Here is an 18,489-nt window from a genome sequence, read left to right on the forward strand (position 1 = left end):
CCGCCGAAGGGGGGCTGGGTCAAGACCGTACTGATTGGCCAGACTCCTATAACCCAGCTGTCCTTCTGTGTAACGCTGTACGACTAACAGTTTGAACTCTTCATTATGTTTCGTCATGAAAAACACCCCAATCGTTGGAGGAGTGTCCAACTTTTGGGGTGCAGTTCACAAGCGTAGCGGGTTCGTGTTCCTAGTAGCGTAGGCTTACTAGCCGTTTTCTCGGCGGTTCGCCATTACGCCCTGCTCGACACGCTCGCCGATAGTTTGGTCGACGTTTTTCCAGTACTCAAATACTCTCGACAGAACCGGCTCTTCAACGCCGTCGGAAACGTGGCCCACAATGTTGTTGACCAATCGGTCGCGGGCTGCGTCATCCATTACCTTATTGACTAGGTCATTGGCTTGGTTGAAGTCGCCATCGCCTGGGCGCAGCGTGTAGGCGGCGCGAACCAACTCGCCGTCAGTCTCCCATGTCGTATCTTCCGGGTACCTTTCCGGGTTGGCGTGCGCGCCCCCTTTGCTATTAGGTGCGTACACCGGGTCGGTGGAGTGAGCAATACGCATCCGACCACCTTGGGAATAGCTGTTAACCGGGACCTTGGGCGCGTTAACGGGGATATGCTGGTAGTTCACCCCTAAACGCGCGCGGTGCGCATCAGCGTAGGATATTACCCGCGCCAACAGCATTTTATCGGGCGAGAAACCGGTGCCCGGTACGCTGTTGCTGGGCTGAAACGCTGCCTGCTCGATTTGCGAGTGGAAATCGACGGGGTTGCGATCCAACGTCATCTTACCTACTTCTTGCAGCGGATAGTCAGCGTGCGGCCACACCTTGGTCAAATCGAAGGGGTTGATGTGGTAGGTCTTGGCATCTTCAAACGGCATAATCTGAACTTGCAGCGTCCAGGTGGGATAATCACCGCGTTTGATAGCATCAAACAGATCGCGGCGATGGTAGTCGGCATCCGCACCCGCCATCTTATCGGCCTGTTCCTGGGTCATGCACTTAATACCCTGGTCAGTCTTGAAGTGGTACTTCACCCAGAAACGCTCGCCTTCAGCGTTAACCCACATATAGGTATGGCTTGAATAGCCGTTCATATGGCGCCAGCTGGCGGGGATACCACGATCGCCCATCAGCCAGGTTACCTGGTGTGCAGATTGCGGCGAAAGCGTCCAGAAATCCCACTGCATATCGTGATCACGCAAGCCGTTATCCGCTCGACGCTTTTGTGAGTGGATAAAGTGCTGGAATTTGAGCGGATCGCGCACGAAGAACACGGGGGTATTATTACCCACCATGTCGAAGTTGCCCTCTTCGGTGTAGAACTTCAGCGAGAAGCCACGGGGATCGCGCCAAGTGTCTGGGCTACCCGACTCACCAGCCACCGTCGAGAAACGCGCCAGCATCTCGGTTTTCTTGCCCTGCTGGAGAAAGTCCGCCTTGGTGTATTGGCTGACGTCGTGAGTTACTTGGAAGTGACCAAAGGCGCCGCTCCCTTTCGCATGGGGCTGACGATCCGGAATCATTTCCCGGTTAAAAGCAGCCATCTGTTCCATCAAGTAGTGGTCATGCAGAACAATCGGCCCATCGGGGCCTACCGTTAGCGAGTGTTCATCACTGCTAACCGGTATGCCTGCATCCGTTGTTGTATGCTTACCTGTATCGCTCGTCATCGTATTTCCTCCATGTCACGGTCGACGTGGCGATTTATCGCCACTCATTCGAGCACGATGAAAGCTTGGCTATTTTTGTTTTTTACATTCTTATTTCAGTAGCCGCTAACAAAGCCCACCCCTAGGTATAGTCAAGCAGCGGCCAACTTGCCATTTATAGTAGCCAATTCTTAACTATCACAGAGATAGCAATTAACTATGAAAGCCAATTAATAAAATGAATCAGGAGGCGGCACCAGGCTTGAGTTAAAGCTTTCAACGGCGGTTTCAGCCTCCTCAATTTCATCAAAGCGGGCAATATGGAACAGCGCCTCGCCTTCGTTGGCCAGCGGTAAACGGCTCATGCCAATCACAATGCCATCGGCAGCGGCGCGCACTTCACCCTCGTCATTACCAAAAGGGTCAGCGACTTTGCCCAGTACTTCTCCTTTGGCAACGCGGGCGCCTAAGCGCACCTTAGGGCGCAAAATACCGTCGATAGGTGCACGTGCCCAGCTTGACCCTTTGGCCAGCTCCGCGGGAGCTGGCGTGCGGCGGCGCTGCTCGCCGGTCAGCATGCCTAACCGGCGCATTACTCGCAGAACGCCACGCACCCCTGGGGCAATCGCCCACTCGTCAAAACGCAGCGCTTCGCCAGCTTCATAGGTGAGCACCGGTATCCCCCGCGTCTGGGCGTAGTGGCGGAGGCTACCTTCACGTAATTCCGCATTGAGCACCACCGGTGCACCAAAAGCATCGGCCATGCGCTCAGTTTCACTGCCGGTTTGCAGCTGAGCACGAATTTGTGGCAGGTTGGTACGGTGAATAGCCCCGGTGTGCAGATCAATAATATGCGTGGCGTGATCAACAATTTTTTCGCGAAATAACGCTGCGATGCGACCGCCCAAAGAGCCTGACTCACTGCCCGGAAAGCAGCGATTAAGATCCCGGCGATCCGGTAAATAGCGCGTTTGTTGTAAGAAGCCAAATACATTCACCACCGGCACAGCGATCAAGGTGCCGCGGATACTATTGATCGCTTTTGCGCGTAGCACCCGGCGGACAATTTCCACCCCGTTGATCTCATCACCATGAATGCCACCACAGACCAACAGCACCGGGCCATCCTTGCGACCATGAACGACCTCGACAGGAATGTGCAGGGGCGTGTGGGTATACAAACGCGCCACCGGCACGTCAACTTGTAAGCGTTGGCCGGGCATAATGGTATGTTCGCCCAGCTGAAAAGGAGCTCGCGCCATGCTTTCTATCCTGTTTTTTTAATCCGTTATGCTCACGACATTCGTACGATGTGAGCCAGTCTCATTGCCTGTTTATACGCTTTCAGTCAAGAAATGACGAATTTGTTAATCCACGTTATGAGATGAAACATTTATCCATACAGTTTTGAATGTAAATGTGCTCAAGCTTAGGTTAAAATGTGACCATACTGTGTCGATTATGAGGTTGCACTTTCATGGCAAGAAAGACCAAAGCTGAGGCCGCCGCTACTCGCGAAGCGCTGCTTGAAGCTGCTGAAGAGGTATTTTTTGCCAAAGGCGTGGCACGCACCTCTCTAGAGCAAATTGCTCGCCATGCTGGCCTTACCCGCGGTGCCGTGTATTGGCATTTTAAGAATAAAGGCGACCTGTTCATGGCGCTGGTTGAACAGGTGCGTATGCCGTTTCAGTCGTTGATGGATGAGGTGGACAAAGCTGACCCCGAGCTATCGCCGCTAGAAGCCATACGCCTAGCCTGCCATGCTGGCTTGGTGCGCATTGAGCAACCGTCTTACCAACGGGTACTGTCGATTTTATTGCATCGCTGTGAGTTTTTCAGCGACATCAATCCGCTGGAAATGCAGGAAGAGATTGGCAACGAGTGCTTTGATGAGATGCTTGACGTATTTATCCTTGCTAAACAGCAGCAGTTACTGCGCGAAGATTTAAGCCCGCAAATAGCAGCTCGCTTGATGCAATCAATGATGGGTGGTCTATTCCACGACTGGCTGCGTAACCCCGAAGCTTTTTCGATTCGTGAACGTGGTGGCGAGCTGATTGATGCCGCTATTCGTATGATGCAGCGCTAAACACCTCATTCAGCTATCGCTGCAGTGCAGCAAGTATGCTAATACTGGCCATACCGTTACAGCCGTGTGAGCCGACTATGGATGCCTTAGCGTTTATCCGCGTACGCGAATTAGAAGTGGCCGTACGTATTTGGAACCCTACCGCCCCCCGCACACTTATCGCCTGGCATGGCCTTGCTCGCCATGGGGGCGACTTTAATGCGTTGGCGCGGGAACTCGGTAGTGAGTGGCGGGTGCTCGCTCCAGACACTCCAGGCCGCGGGTTATCTAGCTGGTCGCTATTCCCTGCCCATGATTATCTTTATAGCCATTACGTAACTGTTGCAATCGCGCTACTCGATCACTTTGAACTTGATAACGTTGATTGGCTGGGCACCTCAATGGGTGGACTACTAGGCATGCTGATCGCCGCAGATCCACAGCACAGCGCGCGTATTTCCCGGCTGATTCTTAACGACGTTGGCCCTGAGTTGAACACACAAGGCCTGATTGGTCTTTCCAGTTATTTCGGCGTTACCCATCGGTTTTCTACCTTTAGCGAACTTCAACAAGAGCTTAATCAGCACTACGCTAGCTTCGGCATTACCGCTGAATCCGCACGCCGTGAGCTCGCGCTAAACAGTGCTCGTCGCTTGCCGGATGGCAGTTGGACGTACCACTTTGACCCACGCATCGGCGAACAGTTTGTGCATGATACGCCGCGCGATATGTGGGCCGACTGGGCGAATATTCGCTGTCCGGTGATGGTCATTCGCGGGGAAGAGTCTACATTATTAGACCCTGAAACATTGCCGAAGATGGCCGAGGCACAGCCTAAGCTAGTAACGCTGAGTGTGCCTAACTGCGGTCACGCCCCCATGCTGGATAAACCGGCACAAGTTGACCCCATTCGCCACTTTTTAAACCGCCCCGCACCTCGCCCAACGCCAGATAATAAAACGCAAAACGCCACTGGCTGGCAGCGTTCAGTGCAGTGGCTGGCGCAGCAGTGGCGTCGGTGGTGGAAATAAACCGGGACGCGGTAAATTTGCGCTTCCCTGCACCCCAGCGAGAGTGGCGTATTAGTGCGAAGGCGAGTAATGGGCTGAAGTGCGGTTTTTCTGATTGAGTCGCAGTTTGTTCAAACGAATCCGTGTTTCAAGATACGCCTGTTCAGAGACGCTGCGGTAAGCCCCTTCTTCAGGTAAGTACTTCACCAGCACCCGGCGTTCTCCCTGCACAGGCAGGGCATCGCGTTTGCTTAGTAGCTTCACCGTGCTGTTGGGCTCATTATCAATCACTGCAAACGCCTGCTCCCCCGCACCTTGGCGCTCAGTCACGATGACCGTTTGGCCCAGTAAACAGCGCCGGGTGAAGGGGCGGTAACGGTGCAACCCACGGTGCAACGCTTGGCAGAGCATTGCCGCTACGGGCGAGGCAACCACTAGTGAAACCCATAGCACCAGTACCCCTACCGGGATACGTATCAAGCCCAGTGGCAACCAACGCAATACCAGCAGTTCGATTGCCAAGGTGAGCACGGCACCAATGGTTAAAATTACCGTTAATGCCAGCGTGGCGGGAACCCCCGCGAAGCCTAAAGAGACCAGCGTGCTGGCAAGATGATCCTCTTTTAGACTATCGCGCTCAAACAGCTCTAAGGGCGCCAGGCGGATAATCACTAATAGCCAGTAGAGGGCGAGTAGCCCCAGTAATAGGGTAAAAACAATGCCCGGAAATTGCGTAGCAGCGTGCAGTAGAGATTGCATGGCGTGTCCTCCCCCGGTACTTAGCCGGTGATGTGTTGTTACTTCCAGCTTAGTCCAGGTTAGCTTTGGAATGCCACTTCTAACTTGACCTGGGTCATCGTACTAAAAAAAACGGGTGCCACCCGAAGGTAGCACCCGCTTATTATTGCCCTAGGTTAATTGCTAAGGGTTAGTGGTTGTCATGCTCCAGTGCTGGCTTAGCAGAACCATGCTTGTTTCCTTTCATCTTACGACCTAGCCAATCAGACGCCGTTGCAATCATGGCATAGAAGCTGGGAATAAACAGACTACCCAAAGTAGCAACCGAGAACATACCCATCGCCACTGTGGTACCGATGTGGTGGCTACTCACATCGCTGGCACCGGTGGCTAAGGCCAACGGCAAAGTGCCGAAGATAAACGCCAAGGAGGTCATTACAATGGGGCGGAAACGCAGCTCAGCCGCAGTAATCGCCGCTTCACGAATGGTTTTGCCCTGTTCTTTACGCTGCAGCTCAGCAAATTCCACAATCAGGATCGCGTTCTTCGCCGCAAGACCAACGACTACCAGCATGCCGATCTGGACATACACACTGGTATCCAGCCCGCGCAGAACTATCCCGCCAATACCGCCGAGGAAAGCAAAGGGCGTTGCCGTCAGTACCGCCAGCGGTAACGACCAGCTTTCATACTGGGCCGCCAAAATCAGGAACACCATCAACAGACCGAAGACAATTGCCAGCGTCGCGGCACTGCCCATGTTGGACTCCTGATAAGCCGTACCGGTCCAACCCATCCCCCAGTTATCGCCCAGTGTTTCTTGCACCACCTCGTTCATCGCTTCTATCGCCTGAGCGGAACTGTAGCCAGCAGCGGGTTCACCCTGGAACATAGCGCCAGCGTAAACACCAAAGCGCGATACGACCGATGGGCCGGTTTGGCGCTCAAGCTCGACAAATTCAGAAAGCGGGATACGTTCGCCATTTCCACCACGCACATAAACGCTGTTGATGTCTTCTGGCGTTTTGCGGAATTCAGCTTCGTTTTGCAGATACACCTGGAAATTACGGTTTTGATAGCTGAAATAGTTAACAAAGCCGTTACCAAATGTATTGGACAGGGCAGAGTTAATATTTTCCAGTGCAACGCCGTAACTTAACGCTTTCTGCTGGTCGATATTGGCACGGTAGGACGGCACATTAACGTTAAAGGTGGTGAACACCCGGTTCAACGCTGGATGTTGGTTGGCCTTCTGCATGATTTGCAGTGAGGCTTGATAGAGCTCACGAGTCGATGCACCATCAAATGATTGCAAATACCCCGTAAAACCACCCGTGGTCGAAAGCCCCATGATCGGTGGCAAATTAAAGGCCATCGCAGAGCCACCATCAATACTGGCCCCCAGCCCCATAATGCGACCAACGAGTTCGGTAGCAGTCAGCTCACGCTCAGACCAAGGGCTTAGGTTTATAAACATAACCCCCCGAGCAGTGTTAACGGCACTCGACAAAATGTCATAGCCCGCCACCGCTGAGGAGTATTCCACACCGGGGATATCTTCAATCGCCGCACTGAGTTTCGACATATAGCGTTGGGTACGATCCAGCGACGCGGCATCAGGCAGTGAGACGCTTACCAGCACGACCCCCTGATCCGTCTCAGGCACCAGTGTTGAAGGCGTATTGGCGTATAGCCAGTACGAGCCCACCCCGGTAAGTACCGTGAGTGCCAGCGCCAACACCCAAAACCTCACCAAGCCTTTCACTAGCCACATATAAGCGGCGGTGATACCCGCAAACAGCCGGTCAAACAGCCGCAGCGGTGTATTCAAGGCGCGTTTAAACTTGGTCTGACCGGCCCCGGCAATTTTATGTTTAATAAAAATCGCAGACAGGGCGGGCGTAAAGGTCAACGCCATTAACGCTGAAATGGCCACCGAGATCGCCACGGTGATCGCAAACTGCTGGTAAATCTGCCCGGTAAAGCCGCCCAGGAAAGCCACGGGTACAAATACCGCGGCCATGATCAGTGAGGTCGCAATAACCGGTCCACCGACTTCTTTCATCGCCCTGATGGTGGCGTCGCGCACACTGATATCTTCCTCTTCACTCAGCACGCGCTCCACGTTTTCCACCACCAGAATGGCATCGTCAACCACAATGCCTATCGATAGCACCAGCGCAAATAGCGTTAACAGGTTGATCGAGAAGCCAAACATGTAGAAACCGGCAAAAGTGCCTACCACCGCAACCGGCACCACCGACATGGCAATCACGGTGAAACGCCAGTTCTGCAGGAAAATAAACAAAATGACGATAACGATCAGGAAGGCTTCAACAAAGGTATGTAGAACCGTCTCAACCGATGCATCTATAAACAGCGTAGTGTCATAGGGAGCAACATATTCAAGCCCAGGCGGAAACCTCTCGGCCAGCTCGTCCATGGTGACTCGCACGCCCTCAGCCGTTGCCAGCGCGTTGGCTCCGGGCTGTTGGTTGATAATAATTGGCGTCATGGTAGAGCCGTTCAAACGTGCGTCAACGCCGTAGAAAGAGGCTCCAAGCTCAATCCGCGCTACATCTTCCAGGCGCAATGAAGAACCATCGCTATTGGTGCGTAGGTAAATATTACGGAAATCGTCGACATCATTCAGACGGCCGCCTGCGGTAATCGTATAAGTGTACGCCCGCGGCTCACTTTGCGGCGTTGAGGCCAGACTACCGGCCGGGATCTCAGTATTTTGTGCTCTAATCGCACTGGCCACTTCACTGGGCGTCAGGTCGTACTGGGCCAACTTATCTGGATCCATCCAGACTCGCATGGCGAACTCGCCACCACCTAACACTTCGGCGTTACCCACCCCCGGAACCTGACGCAGTTCGTCAAGCACGTTGAGGGTTGCGTAGTTCTGCATATAGATGTTGTCGTAGTCGCCATCAGGCGAGGTCAACGCGATAAACATCAAAATAGAGTCGGAACGCAGCTCAACGGTAACACCTTGGGACTGCACAGCCTCGGGGAGCTGGGATAGCGCCCCTTGAACACGGTTATTGACGTTAATGGTATTGATATCACCATCGGTGCCGATATTAAACGCCACACTCAGGCTCATGGTGCCGTTATCGGCGCTGTTTGAGGTCATGTAGAGCATGTCCTCAACGCCGTTAATGGCTTCTGCGATCGGTGCTGCCACCGTTTGCGCCACGGTTTCCGCATCCGCACCTGGGAACTGCGCCTGAACCGAGACTGTGGGCGGCACTACGCTTGGGTACTGCTCAATGGGCAGAACGCGCATCGACATCACGCCCACCAGCGTCACGATAATTGCCAGTACTGTGGCAAATATCGGGCGGCTGATGAAGAAGTTAGAGAAATTCATTATTGCGCACCCTCTTCCCCTTCAGCGGGCTGGCCATCAGCAGCCCCCTCTTCCATCTGTTGCGCCGCTTCTGCCTGCTCTTGCGCTTCTTCTTGCTCGGCCTCTTCGACCACAGCCTCCGCATCGCCACTAAACGGCTGAGGATCAATAACCATGCCCGGTTGTAAACCCGCCGGGTCGCCGACAATTACTCGATCGCCTGGCTCAATGCCTTCACGAATCAACTGCCAAGGGCCAGCAACTTCGCCTAATGAAACAGTCCTTTCGCGGGCTTTGTTATCTTCATCCAGGACAAACACCTGCGGGCCCATCAACCCTTGCGTCACCGCGATTTCAGGCACTGCTATTACGTCAAAGCGTTTCAGGCCCTCAATACGTACACGCACAAATTGCCCAGGCAGTATGCTTGCGTCGGGATTTTCAAAGGTGGCTGACGCTTGCACGGTGCTGGTGCCGCTATCGACCCGCGAGCCCAGAAAGTCTAAATGCCCTTCTAATTCAGAATCGCTGCCACCACTTACGCCTGGGATACTCAACCGCGCACGAATATCCGAGGTATCACCGCCGTCACTCAATTGGCGACGCAGCTCAAAAGCATCACGCTGGGGCAACTGGAAACGCACTTCCAACGGATCCAGCGGGGTGATAGTTGCTAATTCCGTACCAGAGGTAACCAGATTGCCCACGTTAATTTGGCTCAACCCGATCATGCCCGATACAGGGGCTGTCACTTGGGAGTAGCCGAGATCAAGGTTAGCGCTGGAGAGTGCCGCTTCTGCCTGTGCTACGCTCGCTTGGGCAACCCGTTGGTCGGCTAGTGCCTGGTCATACTGCTGACGACTCACCGAGTTTTGGCTGAGTAGCTGCTCAAAACGCTGGGCATCACGCTGGGCCCTGGAAAGCTCGGCACGGGCGCTCTGAAGATCCGCTTCACGCTGATTGACCGTTGCCTGGTAAAGATCCGGCTCGATGGTGTAAAGGCGATCACCCTCTTCGACCAACTGGCCGGGTTCGAAGTGGCGCTCTTCAAGAAAACCATTTACACGGGCAACCAAGGTGACCTCATCATCACTGCGCAGCAGCGAGGGGTACGACTTATCCAGCGGTATATCCTGACGCGCCATTTCAGCCACTTCGACCTTATGGGGCGGGGCTTCTTGCCCACCCCCCTGCTGGGGTGCCTCGGCTTGCTCTTGACCACAGGCTGAAAGCGCCAACGCAGCTACCAGCGTCACCAGACTGGCTCGGCGTGAGTGAATCATCTTCTTCATACGTTGAATTCCCATATATCTTTTTTAAGGTGACCGATAGCACGCGCGCACCTGGATCACTCACAATCGACAAGCAATTAAGTGCCAGGCTGGGGCGGCGCACCGATGTTGAGCGCGGGTTCATAGCGGTCGTTGCCGCTGGTTTCGGGCAAGGTAAAGTTCACCTCATCACCGGTTAACCACGCATTGACTTCCTCAATGGCGTCTACATCCAGGCGACCGGCCTGCTGACGCAGCGAGAGCAGATTCACCACATAGTCGTAGCGAGCCTCGGCGTAATTAGCGATGGCGTTATACAAATTCTGCTCAGCGTTCAAAACATCCACAATATTCCGGGTGCCGACCTCGTAACCGGCGCGCGTGGCTTCCAACGCACTTCGGTTAGAAACGATGGCTTGCTGCCGAGCCTCGACGGTTTCCACATCGTTGCTGACTTGGGTGTACAGCGAGCGCACCTGCTGGATCGACGAGCGACGCTGAGACTCGAAATCGTACTGGCTACTCTCCAGTTGATAGGTTCCCTGGCGGATGCTGGCGCTGGTACTACCACCGGTATAGATCGGTAAATTAGCGCTGATACCCACCTGGCTGGAGGAATCATTCCCGGTGGTGCCATCAATGTCACTGTCGCCATATTGATAGTTGCCAAAGGCTTGCAGGGTAGGCAAACGACCCGCGCGGGCAATGTCTACACCGCTACGGGAAACTTCAATAGCCGCCTGCTGGGCCAATACTTGCGGATTAAGCTCAAGGGCTTGCTCTACCCAATAGTCGCGGCTGCTTGGCTCAGGGAGGGCAATCGGCATGCTGTCACCCAACGCTTCAATGCTGGCATAGCGCTGGCCAGTCAACTGCTCTAGTGCCTCAAAAGCCACCTGTAGATTGCTCTCCGCGGCAATCCGATCAGCACGTGACTGGTCAAAGGTAGCGCGAGCCTCTTCGACTTCAGTAATCGCAATCAAACCCACCTCAAACTGCTCACCGGCTTGCTCAAGCTGGCGCCCGATAGCACGTTCCTGGGCAAGACGCGCTTCTAAAACTTCGTATGCACGCAGAATGTCGAAATAGGCGCTGGCCACATCAATTAACAGCTGCTGTTCGGTCGCCGCTAGCAAATAGACCTGCTGATCGATCTGGCGCTCGGCCTGGCTGACTTGTCGGCGCGTCACCTCATCATAGAGTGCCTGGGTGGCTTCAAGGGTGAGTGACGCGGTGTTGTAGCGGTCATCACCGGCACTCACATTACCTGCGCCAGCGCCAGCACCTGCTCCCGCTTGGGAGGATCCCTGACTTTCATACTGCTGGTTATGCGTCACATTGCCCGACGCATTGATTTGGGGGAGCAGCCCACCTCGCACAATATCTCGACCTGCTTCAACGCCCAAATATTCGGAGCGCGCCGATGCAAGCGCAGCGTTATTGTCCAACGCATCACGGGTAATCGTGATGAGGTCGGCAGCTTGAGCAGGCAATACAAAAGAAGCGGTTAATACCGCTAACAGTAGGGGTCGTAAAGGGGCATTGACTGCCCAGTGTGCCAGTCGCATGGGATTGCCTCTAGGTATCAACGTCAGGTTGGCGAACGCACTCAATCAATCAGCGCACTTAATCACTCAAAGCGCGGAGTCGCTCAAAGTACGATGTCACTCAGAAAGATGAGCATTATAGTTACATTCATGTATGTATGCTAGCCTTGAACAATCTAAAAATGTGTGTACAGCCTATTGTCAAGTCGCTTCCAGCTTACCTTAGCCCAAAGCATGATGGCCTGGCGATTAATGCGGCGCTCTTTTACGAAATTCACGCGTGTCGATACCCCATTTAATAAGCCGCGAGGCCAGCGTAGTAGGCTTTATGCCAAGTAGCTCCGCCGCCCCGCCCGCTCCCGAGACTTTCCCCCCCGCCTGTTCCAGAGCAGCAATCGTGCTTTCACGCTGGCGTTGACTCAGCGCATGCTCGGTAAGCAGCGTTGCTTCACTTTGCTCCGCACTGGCGTTAATCGGTTTAGCAGCGCCTATTGAGCGCGGCGTCTCCCCCAGCAGTAGGTCATCAAACATCAAGCGCCGATCCTGGGTGACAATGACTTGTCGCTCAATAATGTTCTCCAGCTCACGAATATTGCCAGGCCAGGGGTAGTGTTGAAGAATCTCCAATTGAGCGGGGGGGATCCGCACCCCGGGCTTATTAAACTTCAGGCAGGCGCGCTGCAAAAAGTGCCGCGCCAGCAGTGGTACATCTTCAATTCGCTTGCGCAGCGGTATCGAATCAATCGGAAACACGTTAAGACGGAAATAAAGATCTTCACGAAAATGGCCCTCGTCAATCATGTCACGCAGCTCGCGGTTAGTGGCGGCGATCACGCGAACATCGACCTCCCGAGTACGGTTATCGCCCACCCGCTCAAACTGCTGATCCTGCAACACTCGCAACAGCTTGCTCTGTAGCTCCAGGGGTATTTCACCGACTTCATCCAAAAACAGCGTGCCGCCGTGGGCCAGTTCAAAACGCCCGGTGCGATCCTGCACAGCGCCGGTAAACGCCCCCTTAACATGGCCAAAAAATTCGCTTTCAAACAAGTCGCGTGGAATCGCCGCACAGTTCACCCGAATCAGCGGTCGGTCGCTACGCGTGCTTCCGGCATGAATGGCGCGGGCAATCAGCTCTTTACCAGTGCCCGATTCACCGCTAATTAGCACGTTGGCGCTGGTGGGAGCGACCAGTTCAATCTGCTGGATTAACTTTGCCACCGCCGGGCTGTTGCCGACAATATCACGATGGTTAAGCTCCGCTTTTATCTCTTCTTGAAGATACTCATTTTCTAATTCCAAACGCTGTTTAAGCGACTCCACTTCTGCGAGGGCGTCGCGCAACTGCTGCTCTGCGCGCTTACGTTCACGTATATCGCGAAACAGCACCACTGCCCCGACCAAACGGCCCATCTCAAAAATCGGCGTGCTGGTGTACTCAACGGGAATCGCTTCGCCATTTTTGTGCCAAAACACTTCGTTGTCGACGTGATGCACCTGGCCATCGCTAAACGAGGCGTGGATTGGGCACTGCTGTACCGGAAAATGACTGCCATCGGCGTGAGTGTGATGGAACATCAGGTGCGCGTCGTGGCCCACCATATCCTCGGTGCTCCAGCCTAAAATACGTTCGGCGGCGGGATTAACAAAAGTCGTTTTACCCTCGGCATCCAGGCCATAAATACCCTCGCCCGCCGCGCTGAGAATGAGCTGGTTTTGCTTCTCAATGCGCTCAAACACCTGCTCGACCCGCTGCCAGCCCACTTCCCCCTGGCGGTGCTGGCGGCCTAGTTCCGCTTTTGCCCGCCGCTGCTCGGCTTTATGGCGGTCAATCAACGTCAATAACAGCTGCCCAGAGTCGTCGATACGCTGCGCATAAACCTCAACTCGATACGGCTGGCGAAGCATATCTAGCATCACCAAATCATCCGACCAAGCCATTTTTTGAACCAGCGCCTCATCGGTAAAGCTCACCCAGAGCGACAGCGACGCACTCAAGCGGTGGCTAAACGGGGCCTGGAGAGGGAGCGTTTCATGCATGTTGAGCATTTCGCGGGCGGCAGGATTAGCGGCCAATAACTGATCAGCAAAGGGGTCGACCACGATCATTGCAAGGGGTGAACAACCGCCCATTAGCGCCTCGGTGTGAGTGCGTTCATGCTCATACATTGGCGCATGCCTATAGGTTACTTCCCCATAAGCATTCAATTCCCACGCCACTTACGACTTTTCGTCATTAAAACAACGAAATATCGTTAATTACGTTTTTTCGTAACCCATTCCCCCTTCAGAAACGTTAACAACAATAAAATTTAAATCTTTAAAAACAATAAGATAAGCTCATAAGGCGTGAATTGGCACACAAATCGCACTACATGTACGGATAGCGCAATAGCGTCGCACGCTGAATCCCTTCCGCACCAAGATGGCGCAGCCATCGGTTTTATTGTTCCGTTCGAGAAACACTAAAACTCTTGGGCCAGGCGTTAATAAACCGAAATGACACAGGAGACATACTTATGTCTTATCTAATGCCCAGTGAGTTCGTCACTAAGTTGGTGGATCAGGGTGAGTCAAAAGTCTATATGGGCACCCGGGATACGCTTATTCGTGCCTTTATGGCCGGGGCCACCCTAGCGTTGGCGGTTATTTTTGCCATCACCATCACGACCCAAACAGGCAACTTCTTGATTGGGGCACTGCTCTTTCCCGTGGGCTTCGTCATGCTCTATCTGATGGGCTATGACCTGCTCACCGGGGTTTTTACGCTAGTGCCTATTGCATGGCTCGATAAGCGTCCTGGCGTCACTCTACCGCGAATGCTGAAGTGCTGGGGGTTGGTGGGGCTTGGTAACCTCGGGGGCGCCCTGTTTATCGCCATCTTCGGCTACCTGAATTTCACCATGGGCGGTACCGAGGAGATCAACGCTGTCGGCCAAACGATGATGGCCGTGGGTGAAAGCCGCACGGTAGGTTACCAGGAGGCGGGTTTTGCCGGTTGGATCGTGCTCTTCTTGAGAGGCATGTTCTGCAACTGGATGGTATCCATGGGCGTCGTTGGAGCCGCCATTTCAACGACGGTTTCCGGCAAAATCATGGCCATGTGGATGCCGATTATTGTGTTTTTCTATCTCGGTTTTGAGCACTCCGTGGTCAACATGTCCCTGTTCCCCATTGGCCTAATGATGGGCGCCGACTTCACTCTGTACCAATACATTATGTGGAACGAAATCCCCACAGTGCTGGGCAACCTGGTCGGTGGCTTGACCTTGGTTGGATTGGTTCTCTACACCACCCACGTCCGTACGCAGCCTAAAAAGGTTTTATCTTGATCGACGACCAGTCGGTGATCGGGGCGTTATTCGCCCTCCATTTAACGGGAGAACTCTCATGGATAAGCTCGAAATGCGTCACACCCTGCTCGCCGCCAAAGCGCGCAAGAAAATGAGCTGGGATGATATTGGCAAAGCGGTTGGCATGTCGCCGGTTTGGGTGGCCTCCGCCTGTTACGGCATGAACAGCGCCAGCGCCGATATCGCCCATAAGATTTGCGATACTCTAGGTGTGGAGAACGATGTCGCCGAGGCTTTGGTGGCTTTCCCCACCAAGGCCTGGGATGAAGCGATCCCCCAGGATCCTTTTATCTACCGCCTATATGAGGTCGTCGGTGTGTACGGGGAGACCTTGAAAGACGTGGTGCAGGAAAAATTTGGCGACGGCATTATGAGCGCCATCGATTTCACCATGGAGGTCGACAAAGTCGAAGACCCCAAAGGCGACCGAGTTCTGCTCACTCTTAACGGTAAGTTCTTGCCTTATAAATCCTGGTGAAACATCGCCAGTAACGTTCAAGCAAAACTTCAGTAGTAGATCCGCGGCGGGTGCCCAGAGGCCTTCGTCGCGGCTGTGTTGCACACCTTATACGTTGGAACATTAATCAGCGCTAATTAACAGCATATCATTTAACGATCTAGTACCGACTATCTATCCACTCCCGTCGATATCGCCCTGGTGCGCCCCTTGACCAAGCTAGCGGCCTCTTGTTTCATTACCTCCGGCATGTAGCTGGACGCTATAACATCAAGAATTTCATCTTGTTTTTTCACCTGGTCACGAATAGCTTTGATTACCGTGGCAGCACGCAATCCATAACGTCTCCCTAGCTCAAGGAAGTCATACCCCGTATAGAAGCCATAATGGGCATAGTGCTCGGTAAATGCCTCTTCTCCTGATTCAGGATCAGTCAATAGATCACAGGCAAGAAACTGGCCATTTTTACTGGCTTCAAACGCCTGCACAAACAACACATCGTAGCTAGGTGTGAGCTTGTCGAAATAGCCCCCGGGGGCATCGTCTACCCGTTGCAGACTCAGGTTTTTCATATGTAGGTCATCATTGCCAATCACATAGGAAAACAGCACTCGCTTAAAGAGATCCAGCTTGACAGCCATTTTCCCGAACGTCGCTGCGTCAATTTGTGTTCCCGCCAGCTCATAAGAAAGAGCGTATTTGCCCGCGGGAGGCATCCCGCTTATCTGCATGACGTCCTCTTGGTGAATTTTGCTACCGTCAGCTTGGCGGTCGAAGCGACGGGTAAGGTAAGCCAACTCTCCGTCCTTAAACGCAACCAGCGTGCGATTAGCCGTCTCAATACCGATACGCTCACTCGCCAGCATTGCCGCATGTTCATTTTCAGCCGCATGCGGATACTCCTCTGGGCTGGGCTTGAGGATGAACTCCCCACCTTCGGCTGTCGGCTCTAACTCCCGCGTCTCCGGGTTCAGCCGTAAAGAGAGTTTTTGCTGGACACCTGAAATCGATAGCCCCCTGGTGTACTGGGCACTTTTGGTGAAAAATTCCCGGCGGCTAAAGGTCAGCGGCAGTTTGATATCGGTTGTGCCAAACAGCTTTTTCAACGCGGTCTTACGATAGCCGAGTTCCATCTCGTTGGCCGCTAGTGGTGCTAACGTGGCTAGGCATCGACGATAGCTCATGCGTGATCCTCTAGCGATAGAACAGAAACAGCGCCGATCAGATCACGACCGTTCAGCAATAGCAGGCCGAAACTATCTTTCTCATCAATGCGTTGAGTGGTGGACTGTACCCGGCGTAGCCAGCCCTCAGAGACCAGGTTCTCAAAGAAAGGGGGCAGCCCTTGTGTGACGTAGGGCTCAGCAGAGAGCGGAATACTGAAGGCGATTGGATAGCCATCTATCCGGTAGAGAGCGTCATAGCTAAACTGAAAAAGGCCCTCTTCGTCCTCTTGCAGCAGCCCAGCGTATCGCCCCTTGTAATAGACCCTGGCTTTTCTCACCGTGCACTCACCAACAGCTCCAGACCTAATGCCTCAGCGATCTGCACAAGTTTAGGCACTTGTACCTGGAGGCTGCCCTTCTCAACCTTGTGGATGGTCACCGTACCCACGCCCGCTAGATCGGCTAGCGCCTCAACGGTCAGCTTCTGTCTTGTGCGGGCTTCGTTGATGACCTGGCCGACGCTGGACAAGGGCCTCAATTCACCTCGACTCTCGGCCACCCGCACCCGGTTCTCTAAGTCGACAAGATGGGACAAGAGACCCATTAGTGATGCTGTTGCTGTCGGCAGATCCGCGCCTTGCTTAGGTTTAGCAACAGTCGAGAATTGAGATTTACTATAACGCTTAACGTCGCGCTTATTGTCCGCAAAGGGCTCTTCTCGGAAGTGCTTGTTCAGAAGCCGATTCAAGTCTTCAAGAAAACCCGCTTCATCCTTCGTGTTTATGTCCATATCTGCCACCGAATAACAGTTTCATTCACTTTAGCAGATATTTTTTCTATTTTATTTATATTTATGTCATTTACGCTAGGTCAACGATTAAAACCTTCTTAAAAGTGTAGACCACGCAGTTTAGCAGCAAACCGGTTAGGGTCGTGCTGATAAGAACGTCGCGCCTAAGCATAAGTGGCAAGCCTCATCACACTGCGTTCAACCGTCGAGCGATAACCGCCACCGAACAGCAAGAGGTGATTCAGCAACGGATAAAGCTGAAACAGCGCTTCACGCCTCGGCCAATCGGCCGGGGCGTCGCCGTTCCAGTAGGCGTCAAAAAACGCCTCCCCCGGCGAGCCAAATAGCGTCAGCATCGCTAGGTCGACTTCTGGATAGTGGCGATACACCGCTGGATCGATAATCGCTGGCCCCTTTGTCGTGAAGAGCACATTCCCCGACCATAGGTCACCGTGCAGCAGGCTGGGCGGTGCGTCGGGTAGCCAGCTCTCCAAATCCTGGGCCAAGCGCTCGATTCGTCCTCGCAGTTCGCTATCTAACAGCCCTTGCTGGTAACACGCGTCACACAAGGGTAATAAACGGCGCTCGCGCTGGAAGGCCCGCCCGTCACTGAGCGGTGCATTAGACTGGGGCGTGCGCCCACAGGCATTATCCTGATGCCAACCGTGGGCGTCGCCAATCACACCATGCAAGCCGCGCAGCCCTTCGCCAAGCGCTGCCGAGCTCTGCGGCCCACCGGGCACTGTATTCAGCGACTCAATGACCAGCCACCCCGCTGACAAACCTAATACCTCAGGCACCACAAGCTGCTCGCAGGCGCTGCGCAAGGTACGCAGCCCTTCTGCTTCACCGAGCAGTCGCGCCGCATCGTCGTGTTTAATCACCACCTGCCCCTGGCGCGTATCCAGACGGTACACCGCGGCGATATCTCCCCCACTGAGCGACTGCAAATCGCCAGTGGGGATTAAGTCGATAGATTCTAATAGCTGGCTCAGGGTGGCATCCATAAGACTTTCTCCCTGTCCCCGAATGAATAACTGCGTCGGGGTTAGGGTGCGCCCTAACCCCGACGCCA

At 53.9% G+C, this 18,489-nt stretch carries 15 protein-coding genes; 4 read left to right on the top strand and 11 right to left on the bottom strand.

Annotated features, from left to right (window positions below):
* Positions 1-207 precede the first annotated feature (207 nt).
* Both J7J49_RS00005 and J7J49_RS00010 read right to left on the bottom strand, forming a co-directional pair.
* Positions 208-1,677, bottom strand: coding sequence for a catalase (locus J7J49_RS00005; RefSeq protein WP_215089184.1), 1,470 nt, complete (start codon positions 1,675-1,677; stop codon positions 208-210).
* A 209-nt stretch (positions 1,678-1,886) separates the two neighbouring features.
* Positions 1,887-2,918 carry a succinylglutamate desuccinylase/aspartoacylase family protein gene (locus J7J49_RS00010; RefSeq protein WP_064234651.1) on the bottom strand — a complete coding sequence of 344 codons (1,032 nt, stop codon included), beginning with the start codon at positions 2,916-2,918 and terminating at the stop codon, positions 1,887-1,889.
* A gap of 215 nt (positions 2,919-3,133) precedes the next feature.
* On the opposite strand from J7J49_RS00010, the gene J7J49_RS00015 reads away from it, so the two are divergent.
* Together J7J49_RS00015 and J7J49_RS00020 are read left to right on the top strand one after the other, a co-directional pair.
* Positions 3,134-3,745, top strand: coding sequence for a TetR family transcriptional regulator (locus tag J7J49_RS00015; RefSeq protein ID WP_064234650.1), 612 nt, complete (start codon positions 3,134-3,136; stop codon positions 3,743-3,745).
* Between the two features lie 77 nt (positions 3,746-3,822).
* Positions 3,823-4,755, top strand: a complete 933-nt coding sequence (locus tag J7J49_RS00020) for an alpha/beta fold hydrolase (protein WP_215089186.1) — start codon at positions 3,823-3,825, stop codon at positions 4,753-4,755.
* A gap of 51 nt (positions 4,756-4,806) precedes the next feature.
* Here the strand turns inward: J7J49_RS00020 and J7J49_RS00025 are convergent, their stop codons facing one another.
* The 5 genes from J7J49_RS00025 to J7J49_RS00045 all read right to left on the bottom strand — a co-directional run bounded on the left by J7J49_RS00025 (position 4,807) and on the right by J7J49_RS00045 (position 13,817).
* A complete protein-coding gene (locus J7J49_RS00025) occupies positions 4,807-5,493 on the bottom strand; it encodes a hypothetical protein (RefSeq protein WP_215089188.1) in 687 nt (228 codons plus the stop codon).
* Between the two features lie 169 nt (positions 5,494-5,662).
* Positions 5,663-8,851: an efflux RND transporter permease subunit gene (locus J7J49_RS00030; protein WP_215089190.1), complete on the bottom strand. Its 3,189-nt coding sequence runs from the start codon at positions 8,849-8,851 to the stop codon at positions 5,663-5,665.
* A complete protein-coding gene (locus J7J49_RS00035; RefSeq protein WP_215089192.1) occupies positions 8,851-10,122 on the bottom strand; it encodes an efflux RND transporter periplasmic adaptor subunit in 1,272 nt (423 codons plus the stop codon). Before J7J49_RS00035 ends, J7J49_RS00030 begins: the two co-directional genes overlap by 1 nt.
* Positions 10,123-10,199: 77 nt before the next feature.
* Positions 10,200-11,669, bottom strand: a complete 1,470-nt coding sequence (locus J7J49_RS00040) for a TolC family outer membrane protein (protein WP_215089194.1) — start codon at positions 11,667-11,669, stop codon at positions 10,200-10,202.
* Between the two features lie 228 nt (positions 11,670-11,897).
* The gene (locus tag J7J49_RS00045; protein ID WP_215089196.1) at positions 11,898-13,817 is read right to left on the bottom strand and encodes a sigma-54 interaction domain-containing protein; all 1,920 of its coding nucleotides are present in this window, start codon (positions 13,815-13,817) and stop codon (positions 11,898-11,900) included.
* A 350-nt stretch (positions 13,818-14,167) separates the two neighbouring features.
* Here J7J49_RS00045 and J7J49_RS00050 point away from each other — a divergent pair, with 350 nt between their 5' ends.
* Both J7J49_RS00050 and cynS read left to right on the top strand, forming a co-directional pair.
* The gene (locus J7J49_RS00050; RefSeq protein ID WP_215089198.1) at positions 14,168-14,980 is read left to right on the top strand and encodes a formate/nitrite transporter family protein; all 813 of its coding nucleotides are present in this window, start codon (positions 14,168-14,170) and stop codon (positions 14,978-14,980) included.
* Positions 14,981-15,038: 58 nt separating this feature from the next.
* Positions 15,039-15,479 (top strand): cyanase, encoded by a 441-nt coding sequence (gene cynS / locus J7J49_RS00055; protein ID WP_064234643.1) that lies wholly within the window; start codon positions 15,039-15,041, stop codon positions 15,477-15,479.
* Positions 15,480-15,628: 149 nt separating this feature from the next.
* Here cynS and J7J49_RS00060 read toward each other — a convergent pair whose 3' ends face one another.
* From J7J49_RS00060 to J7J49_RS00075, 4 genes are all read right to left on the bottom strand, one after another.
* Complete coding sequence (locus tag J7J49_RS00060) at positions 15,629-16,642, bottom strand: HipA domain-containing protein (RefSeq protein ID WP_215089200.1); 1,014 nt, start codon at positions 16,640-16,642, stop codon at positions 15,629-15,631.
* Positions 16,639-16,962 (bottom strand): HipA N-terminal domain-containing protein, encoded by a 324-nt coding sequence (locus J7J49_RS00065; protein ID WP_215089202.1) that lies wholly within the window; start codon positions 16,960-16,962, stop codon positions 16,639-16,641. The genes J7J49_RS00060 and J7J49_RS00065 overlap by 4 nt, the downstream gene beginning before the upstream one ends.
* Positions 16,959-17,228, bottom strand: a complete 270-nt coding sequence (locus J7J49_RS00070; protein WP_165603378.1) for a helix-turn-helix domain-containing protein — start codon at positions 17,226-17,228, stop codon at positions 16,959-16,961. Before J7J49_RS00070 ends, J7J49_RS00065 begins: the two co-directional genes overlap by 4 nt.
* A 350-nt stretch (positions 17,229-17,578) precedes the next feature.
* Complete coding sequence (locus J7J49_RS00075) at positions 17,579-18,421, bottom strand: fructosamine kinase family protein (protein ID WP_215089204.1); 843 nt, start codon at positions 18,419-18,421, stop codon at positions 17,579-17,581.
* Positions 18,422-18,489: the final 68 nt, after the last annotated feature.

This window comes from Halomonas sp. ISL-56 (assembly GCF_018612805.1).
Lineage (GTDB): Bacteria > Pseudomonadota > Gammaproteobacteria > Pseudomonadales > Halomonadaceae > Vreelandella.